The sequence below is a fragment of the Pantoea sp. CTOTU49201 genome, assembly GCF_032054795.1.
Classification (GTDB): Bacteria; Pseudomonadota; Gammaproteobacteria; order Enterobacterales; family Enterobacteriaceae; genus Pantoea; species Pantoea symbiotica.
Genome location: NZ_DAMBSA010000161.1, coordinates 989 through 9,480, shown reverse-complemented (window position 1 = coordinate 9,480; position 8,492 = coordinate 989). Strand labels below are relative to the sequence as shown.

Genomic DNA, 8,492 nt, shown 5'->3' with positions numbered 1-8,492 from the left:
CCAGCCTCAGCTGCACGTTCCTTATTCTCTGCGAAGTTGCCTGCACCACCACGACGTTGCGTCTTTTTTTCTTCCTCATCGGGTTGCTTCTTAGCGTCCGTCATTGGTTCTCCTCTCTCTTAAATACCAACTTGATGCAAAATAAATGTAGTGCCATTTTTACCAGTTTCAAGCCTGGACTAATCTTAAGTCTTAATTCTAAGAGGCTTGCTTGTATTACTTCCAGTTAAATTTTCGATTGTCTCTAAATGTAACTAGCATGAGTTATGGCTTGGGGTTTTTTAACGTCAAGAAGAAAGTGGTGCAGGCCGGATAATAAGCGAAGCGGCAAGCGTGTTTGCTTGTAAACTTAATCGCAATTTCCGTTAGTATTACCTTGCCTTCATGCTTGCCTGCTATGTTTAATTAATCTGCTCATGTCGTATTAATTAACGCTTCGCTTATTCTAATTTATTACTCCGGTTAAGTTGATGTTTAACCCACCTGCCCGCTGACACTGAAACCGCCTCTTCGCGGTTCTTCTCACGAACAGTGCAAGCATTTGTGTCTCTGGCCTGGCGACTTCATCAACTGCCGGGCGCGGCGATCGAAGGCAGTTCGTCGTGTGCTAAAGCGGCGGTCATGCATCTGCTGGTCGCAGCATTTGACGCTGATTTTTAAAGTATGCGATTAGATAAACTATTTCCTTTGAGTCAAATTGTGTTAAATGGCAAAAAAAAGATCATTCTTTCGCTATTCGTAAGGTCGACGTAATCATTTATTTTAAATTAAGCAAAAAAACCAGCTTGCTGCTTTTATATTACTCGCTATCAATAAATGAAACTGATCAATGAAATCGATTTCAACCAAATAGCAGTTTTGACAGGGTGTTTTAATGTGAATGCATCACTAATGTTAATTAAATAGCTGACGATAACAGCAGGGATGCTGCCGATTAACTTCCGGAGCCTCTTCCATTTTTAAAATAACACCGTTGTCTTCACACCTTTTCAATCAAAATCATTGAGGTTTCTAAATGGACGTAGTTCAAAGATTTTCGCGTAATGTAAAGTTGCGAACCAAACTTACAATATCCTCTGTGCTGAATATCGCGATGCTACTGTTGGTGGCGTTGCTCGGATTAAATTCTCTGTTCTTAGCGGAAACCGGCGTCAATGGCATGATGAAGGATGATTACCCGACCATCGCATTGGGCAACCAGTTGATTGATGAAATCAACGTTACGGTGCAGCAGCAGGCGTTGCTGCTGAGCCCCATTGATGCGCCGCGCAGAGCGACCATTCAAAGCAATCTTCAGGAAGCATCGAAAAATATCAGCGAAACCTATAAGCAATTAGGCGCGCTGGCAACGGATGAGGAATCCATTGCTTTTCTTAAGCGTGTCGAATTGAAGCGTGCGGACTTTCTAAAGGAGCGAAACGCTTTCTTCGAGTTAGTGAATAGTGATGTGACAAAAGCGGTGGACTTCTATTTTTCTACCCTTGCTACAACGCAAAGAAACTACATCAATGAAGTTGAGGGTTTCATTAATCTGCAAGAGCAGCAAATGAATGGCTCTTACGATAATTTTATGGCGTCTTACAGTAAAACCAAAATCTCCATGCTTATTATTTTTGTGGTGGCTATTTTAGTTTCCGCATTAATTGGCTGGATTATTATCCGTTCCATTACTGTGCCTTTGAAAAAAGTGATCGCGTTTCTTGGCCGCGTGGCGGATGGCGACCTCAGCTCTGATTTTTATGAGCAACGTAAAGATGAAATGGGGCAGTTAATTAATGCCATTCAGCAGATGCAGGAAAAAATGTCGGATATTGTCAGCCATATTCGCATTAGCGCTGAACAGATCTCAGGCGGCGCGAGCGAAATCATGTCAGGCACCAACGATCTCGCCGCCCGCACGGAAGAGCAGGCCAGCTCAGTGGAACAAACGGCGGCCTCGGTGGAGGAGTTCAGTGCCACCATCAGCAACACGCGAAATAACACCCACGTGGCTGCCGATCTTTCCGCCAAAGCGGAAAGCACGGTGGGACGCAATGCCAGCATGATGGACAACGTCGCCACTAAAATGGCCGAGATCAATGATTCTGCCAGCCGTATGGCGGATATCATCAACCTGATCGATTCCATCGCTTTCCAGACCAATATACTGGCGCTGAATGCCGCGGTCGAAGCCGCACGCGCCGGTGAACATGGCCGTGGTTTTGCCGTGGTGGCGCAAGAAGTGCGCGCGCTGGCACAGAAAACCGCAACCTCATCGCATGAGATCCGCAATTTAATCGAGGAGTCTTCCACGCGCATTGCTGATGGGCGCGATATGGTGACGGACGCTAATAAGCTGATGAACGGCATGATGTCGAATGTGGCCGAGATGAAAGAGCTGCTGGTGCAGATTAATCAGGCCAGCACCGAGCAGGCCGACGGCATCAGCCAGATCAATACCGCGATCAGCCAGATTGATATCACCACGCAGCAGAATGCGTCGCTGGTGGAGCAATCGCTGGCGGCATCGGCGATGCTGAGTGAGCAGGCGGCAAATATGGTGAATAGCGTGAGCGTGTTTACGCTGCGTCAAACCGCTTAAGGCAATATGGATCCAGAACGGTGTACGCGTTCTGGATCTTTTTGTTAGATAGCCTGATATTCGCCGGTGCCTTCTGGCCACGGCGTCAGCAAATCAAAGCCGGTTTCGGTTACCGCAATAGTGTGTTCCCACTGCGCCGACAGCGAGCGATCTTTAGTGACCACCGTCCAGCCATCGGACAACACGCTGGTGCCAGCTTTGCCTGCATTGATCATCGGTTCGATAGTGAAAATCATGCCCGCTTGTAACGCCAGTCCCGCGCCCGGCGTGCCGTAGTGCAAAATCTGTGGATCGCCGTGATACACCTCGCCAACGCCGTGACCGCAATACTCGCGCACCACGGAGAAACCGGCTTTTTCCGCTACCTGCTGAATTGCCGCACCGATATCGCCTAAGGTCGCGCCCGGTTTCACCACCTTGATACCCGCAACCATTGATTCGTAGGTGATATCCACTAAACGTTTGGCGCGCACCGAAGGCTGACCGACGTAATACATGCGGCTGGTATCGCCGTACCAGCCATCTTTGATAATGCCGACATCAATATTAACAATGTCGCCATCCTTAAGCTTTTTCTCGCCCGGAATGCCGTGACACACCACGTGATTCACTGAGGTACAGGTTGTTTTGCTGTAGCCGTGGTAGCCAATATTCGCTGGCACCACTTTCAGCACGTTTACCACATAATCATGACAAATCGCGTCCAGTTCATCGGTGGTGACGCCCGGTTTAACGTACGGCGTGATGATCTCCAGCACTTTAGCGGCGGCATGTCCGGCGGCACGCGCCAGTTCGATCTCTTCAGCGGTGTGCAGTTTGATGCTCATTGCGCGATTCCCTGCGAGGTAAATAAAGGATGGTCGAGCAGTTGCGCTAAATCCGCGCCGCTGTCGCGTTCAACGCGCATCAGCAAGCGCGTCAATTCCTGATGATTGAGTGACGGATAGATCTCGGCCAGCATGCCAATCTTCATCCAGTGTTCTGCCTGCGCATTGATGGAGCGGCTCATCGCCGTGCTGGCGATGCGCAGATTCTCATGCATCAGGTCGGAGATTTTTACGATGCCCATGATGTAGCCTGTATATGAAACGTAGACGTTGTGTATATAGGCTACTCAGGAATTAGCGGATTTGCAAAGGGGAAATTTTCTGGGCGGGAAACAGCAATATCAGAAATCAGGAGGGAAGCGGCAGCTTCCCTCTAACAACACGATTTATTGATAGGTTAGTGGCCTTTCCGCCTCGCATCTTCGCTTCGGTAATAGCGTGCGATGAGGGTCACCATAAATGGCGACCCTACAAAGGACTGGCGCGTTTTCGTAGGGCGCGCATTGATGCGCACCGGCATAAAATATAATAATTTTCTGATGGGTGCCTAATTAAGCTTGCGGCTGCCCAACCGGTCCTTTGCTCATGGGGCCGCCGGGAATCGGTTGTTCGGTTTGCACATTAGGGCGGCCATCTGGGCCGATAGGGCGGTCGGAGTGATAGCATCCTGATAAGGTTATCAGGGCGGAAAAGATAATAAGCCCACCTAAAAATCGCTTCATATAAACACGTCCTATCGAAGGGTGTAAGAAACAAACGATCAAGCAGTGAAGCCAATCCATGGCATAAAAAATCCTAAGGCGCCTTACTCAGACTTCGTTGGAGGACGACGGCTAATTTTGCCTCCTTTCCTTCCCGCTTCAACGGCTCTTTCAGGATCGTTTCTGAAATTGCCTCCACTGGCTTTGCCTCCCGCTCTGCCAGCTTCTTTCGCACGTTCTGGATCGTTGGCAAAATTCCCTGCGCCGCCTCTGTAGCTCTGTTGTTTCATAGGAAGACCTCTTATCAATGTTCCGTGAGATTTGAGGACTAGCTAGTCACGCTGAAATTTTAGTATGCCGTTGAGGTAAAGCCAGGTCGCAGATGACGATCGTTGAAACGGATCATGAAAAAAATTTTTGGATGTTTATCGATTTAACAGTGACCTCCGTCACATTTTACAATTCCTGACTATACTTCTGCCTTTTGGGTTTCAACCTTTGCGCTTCAAAGCGCGTTCAATATGCAGGGAACAGGAATGGACACATCGCAGCAAAACAGTGACGACGATTCAGCGCTCAGTAATCTCACCGTCAAACAGCGCATTTTCTTCGTTGTACTCGTGGCCACCATGGGCGCACTAGCCTTTGGTTATGACACCGGGATCATCTCCGGCGCCTTGCCGTTTATGACCTTGCCGCTCGATCAGGGCGGTCTCAATCTCACCCCATTTACCGAAGGTTTAGTCACTTCATCACTGATCTTCGGTGCCGCGCTGGGTGCTTTTCTTAGTGGCTACTTCTCCGATCGTTTTGGTCGCCGTATCACGCTGCGCTCTCTGGCGCTGATTTTTGTGCTGGGCGCGATTGGTACCGCGTTAGCGCCGAACCTGCACGTGATGGTGGCGATGCGTTTCCTGCTCGGAATTGCGGTGGGCGGCGGCTCCTCAACTGTGCCGGTGTTTATTGCCGAAATTGCCGGACCAAAACGTCGTGCGCCGTTGGTGAGCCGCAACGAGCTAATGATCGTTTCCGGTCAGCTGCTGGCGTATGTGGTCAGCGCGGTGATGAGTTTCACGCTTAACGATCCGCATCTGTGGCGTTATATGCTGGCGATGGCGATGATTCCGGGCGCGTTGCTGTTCATCGGCACCTTCTTTGTGCCGGCTTCACCGCACTGGATGGTGGCGGAAGGGCGCATTAAAGAAGCGAGCCGTATCCTGCACAAACTGCGTGAAACACCGCGTGAAGTGAAAAAGGAGATGACGGAAATGCGTCAGCACGCCAAGGCGGCGCGGCAGGGGCCTTCGGCACGTGAACTGCTGCAAGAGAAATGGATTCTTCGCTTGTTGCTGGTGGGCGCGGGACTGGGAATTGTTATTCAGTTCACCGGCGTGAACGCCTTTATGTACTACACGCCAGTGATTCTTAAAACTACCGGCATGGGCACCAACGCGTCGATTGCGGCGACCATCGGTAACGGCATTGTCTCGGTGCTGGCGACCATGGTGGGCATCAAAGCGGTGGGACGTTTTGGACGTCGCACCATGCTGATGACCGGTTTGACGGTAGTAATAGCCATGCAACTGGTGCTCGGCTGCGTGCTGCTGCTGATGCCACAAGATATGACGCAAAGTATCTTCGCGCTGGCGGCAATTCTGGTGTTCCTGTTCTTTATGCAGATGTGCATTTCGCCGGTGTATTGGCTGCTGATGTCCGAGCTGTTCCCGATGAAAGTGCGCGGCGTGCTCACCGGCGCTGCGGTTTCATTCCAGTGGATCTGTAACGCGGCGGTGGCGTTTGCTTTCCCGCCGCTGCTGTCTGCCACCGGTAATGGCGCATTCTTCATCTTTGCGGCCATCAATGTCGGCTCGCTGATCTTCGTGATCACCATGCTGCCTGAGACTAAAGGCAAATCACTGGAGCAGATCGAAAACGAAATGCGCGAGCGGTTTAGCGAGCAAGAGCAGGATCAACAGACCGCCTAACGGCGCTTGAGAATTCCTGGTCACGGGAGGAAGATACGCATCTTTCACCGGGCCAGGATTTCCCATGCTGATCACCGCCGAGAACACGCGCACCTTCAATACCGACATTCGCCTGGCCTGTACGCTGGCTGCCGTTGCAGGCGCACTCAACACCGCAGCGTTTGAAACCGTCGGTTTCTTCTCGGCAAACATGACCGGCAATGTTTCCTCACTTTCCGACCACTTGGCCAAAGCCAATCTGCACGTCGGCCTGTTTTTTCTGCTCATCGTGTTGCTGTTTATCGCTGGATCGTCGGTCTCAACGCTGATCATCAACTCCGGCAGACGGCGCCAGATTCGCGGTATCTACGCCATTAATATCCTGATTGAAGGCATCGCGTTGCTGGTGCTGGGCGTGATTGAAAGCTGGTTTCGCTTTAGCGGCTCCGGCGTGCTGCTGGTGCTTAGCCTGAGTTTTTTGATGGGATTGCAAAACGCCGTCGTAACGCGCATCTCCAACGCGCGTGTGCGTACCACGCACGTTTCCGGCACCGCGACCGATATCGGTATTGAGTTGGCAATGCTGTTTGATGTGCTGCGCCGCAAAGAATCACCTAAAGATGCGCCGCTCTATATTGAGCGACTTAAGCTGCATTTTTACACCGTGCTGGCGTTTTTGGGCGGCGGCGTGCTGGGGATTTGGCTGCTGCAGTGGATGAGTTATCTGCTGCTGATGGTGATTGGTGCGCTGCTCAGCGTGCTGGCTTTATATGCGCTCAAACGCAGCGCCTCCTGAGCATAATAACGCAACGTTATCAGGATAAAATTTTCATACATCATGCGGCCATCCACTACTTAATAAACGTCGAGCTTAGTCTTGGTTTTAACCTCAGCACCATTTTCTTAATCTCAGCAGCAATAAATACAGGTATTGTGCGTCTATTTCCCCGTTGCCCGAGATCAGGAACGCACTATGCTGAAAATTTTAATTGTTGATGACCATCCGGTTATTCGCTTTGCGGTGCGGACATTACTAGAGAACGCGGGTCACAAGATTATTGGCGAAACTGAGAATGGCTTTGATGCGATTCGTCTTACACAAGAATTACAACCCGATATTATCTTGCTGGATATCGGGTTACCTGGACTGAACGGATTCGAGGTGATAGAACATTTACGTAATCTCTTGGACTCGCCAAAAATCCTGGTTATCACTTCTCAGGTTTCGAAAAACATCGTGATGCGTTGCCAAAAAGCAGGTACCAATGGTTTTGTGGCTAAAACTGAGGACCTTTCCGGATTAATTGAAGCGATTAGAGTGGTAGGGCGAGGCTATAGTTATTTTCCACGGCCAGATTATATGGAAAAATGGCCCTCCGGTGAATCTACTCCAGTTGATGCCAAGAGATTAATTTCACAGCTTTCAACACGTGAAATCAGTGTACTAACCGGTTTGGTTAGTGGTTTGAGTAACAAAGAGATCAGTATTCAGCTGTCTCTGAGTGAAAAGACGATTAGCACTTACAAACAACGGCTAAAAGCTAAGCTTAACGCACGATCGATTATTGATCTCATTGACTTTGCTCGCAGGAACCAGCTGATTGAATAAACGTCTATGCTCTACGCTTTTGATCTCACTTTTTTTTTCCCTTTTTCTATTCCGCTGGTTCAGGCGGAAACCTGGGGATTGTTGACTCACGCACCTTTAGTTGATGTTAAGCAACTGCCAGTTTCTGCTGAGCAGCGGCTCTGGCTAAAGCGTAAACAGGTTTTGACGATGGGCATTCTTGCCTATGATTCACCACCTTACGGCTTACGCACGCTCACTAAAGAGTATGAAGGGTTGAACGCCGAATATATCGGCTTGGTGGCTGCGCAACTTGGATTGCAGGTTAAGCTCGTGCAGTTTGATAATAGCGAGCAACTCTGGCGCGCCCTTAGTAATGGTGAGATCGATGTCATTCCAAACGTTACCGTCGCGCAGTTTAATAAGCGTTTTGCCATGTCGGTTCCTTACTATCATGAAAATCTGATACTTGCGGTTAAAACTTCTGATCGCGAAGTGCTACCTGCCGATCTGGCTGGTGTAACAGTGGCGATGGTCGAAGGGTACGTTGCGTTGAAGGATGTCCAGCAACAATATCCACGGGCGCAGATTCAGGTTTTTGATAACTACCAGGAAGCGTTAAGTGCTGTCGCTTTTGGTTCTGCAAGGGTATTTCTCGGCAATCGGTATCCTATTGGTCGAAACTTCCTTAACAATCTGCGCATAGATCGATTTGCTTCATTACCAGAAAGGCAGGTAAGTTTTGCCCTGCGCCAATCAACGTCGCCATTAGAGACGTTGTTAAATAGCGCCTTGTTGGCCATTACACCGGAAAAAAGATTCGAGATTCAGCAGCCCTGGCAATCGGATTTA

General features: G+C 49.7%; 8 protein-coding genes. 5 read left to right on the top strand and 3 right to left on the bottom strand.

What is annotated here, in order from left to right:
- Positions 1-1,015: 1,015 nt before the first annotated feature.
- Positions 1,016-2,581, top strand: coding sequence for a methyl-accepting chemotaxis protein (locus tag RTY00_RS12730; protein ID WP_312664703.1), 1,566 nt, complete (start codon positions 1,016-1,018; stop codon positions 2,579-2,581).
- A 44-nt stretch (positions 2,582-2,625) separates the two neighbouring features.
- Here RTY00_RS12730 and map read toward each other — a convergent pair whose 3' ends face one another.
- The 3 genes from map to RTY00_RS12715 form a co-directional block, all read right to left on the bottom strand.
- Complete coding sequence (gene map / locus RTY00_RS12725; RefSeq protein WP_312664702.1) at positions 2,626-3,408, bottom strand: type I methionyl aminopeptidase; 783 nt, start codon at positions 3,406-3,408, stop codon at positions 2,626-2,628.
- A complete protein-coding gene (locus RTY00_RS12720; RefSeq protein WP_258145635.1) occupies positions 3,405-3,650 on the bottom strand; it encodes a ParD-like family protein in 246 nt (81 codons plus the stop codon). Before RTY00_RS12720 ends, map begins: the two co-directional genes overlap by 4 nt.
- Positions 3,651-4,213: 563 nt before the next feature.
- A complete protein-coding gene (locus tag RTY00_RS12715) occupies positions 4,214-4,399 on the bottom strand; it encodes a general stress protein (protein ID WP_008106309.1) in 186 nt (61 codons plus the stop codon).
- Between the two features lie 246 nt (positions 4,400-4,645).
- Between RTY00_RS12715 and RTY00_RS12710 the strand changes: the two genes are divergently transcribed.
- The 4 genes from RTY00_RS12710 to RTY00_RS12695 all read left to right on the top strand — a co-directional run.
- Positions 4,646-6,094, top strand: a complete 1,449-nt coding sequence (locus RTY00_RS12710) for a sugar porter family MFS transporter (protein ID WP_008106310.1) — start codon at positions 4,646-4,648, stop codon at positions 6,092-6,094.
- Between the two features lie 64 nt (positions 6,095-6,158).
- Complete coding sequence (locus RTY00_RS12705; protein ID WP_312664701.1) at positions 6,159-6,869, top strand: YoaK family protein; 711 nt, start codon at positions 6,159-6,161, stop codon at positions 6,867-6,869.
- A 177-nt stretch (positions 6,870-7,046) separates the two neighbouring features.
- Positions 7,047-7,682 carry a response regulator transcription factor gene (locus RTY00_RS12700; protein WP_312664700.1) on the top strand — a complete coding sequence of 212 codons (636 nt, stop codon included), beginning with the start codon at positions 7,047-7,049 and terminating at the stop codon, positions 7,680-7,682.
- A gap of 6 nt (positions 7,683-7,688) precedes the next feature.
- Positions 7,689-8,492: transporter substrate-binding domain-containing protein (locus tag RTY00_RS12695; RefSeq protein ID WP_312664699.1), on the top strand; the 804-nt coding region annotated here is incomplete at its 3' end.

Excerpts from the sequence above, each read along its gene's own strand:
- RTY00_RS12720 (WP_258145635.1), bottom strand. The coding sequence starts at position 3,650 with ATGGGCATCGTAAAAATCTCCGACCTGATGCATGAGAATCTGCGCATC.
- RTY00_RS12710 (WP_008106310.1), top strand. The coding sequence starts at position 4,646 with ATGGACACATCGCAGCAAAACAGTGACGACGATTCAGCGCTCAGTAAT.
- RTY00_RS12700 (WP_312664700.1), top strand. The coding sequence starts at position 7,047 with ATGCTGAAAATTTTAATTGTTGATGACCATCCGGTTATTCGCTTTGCG.
- RTY00_RS12730 (WP_312664703.1), top strand. The coding sequence starts at position 1,016 with ATGGACGTAGTTCAAAGATTTTCGCGTAATGTAAAGTTGCGAACCAAA.
- map (WP_312664702.1), bottom strand. The coding sequence starts at position 3,408 with ATGAGCATCAAACTGCACACCGCTGAAGAGATCGAACTGGCGCGTGCC.
- RTY00_RS12705 (WP_312664701.1), top strand. The coding sequence starts at position 6,159 with ATGCTGATCACCGCCGAGAACACGCGCACCTTCAATACCGACATTCGC.
- RTY00_RS12715 (WP_008106309.1), bottom strand. The coding sequence starts at position 4,399 with ATGAAACAACAGAGCTACAGAGGCGGCGCAGGGAATTTTGCCAACGAT.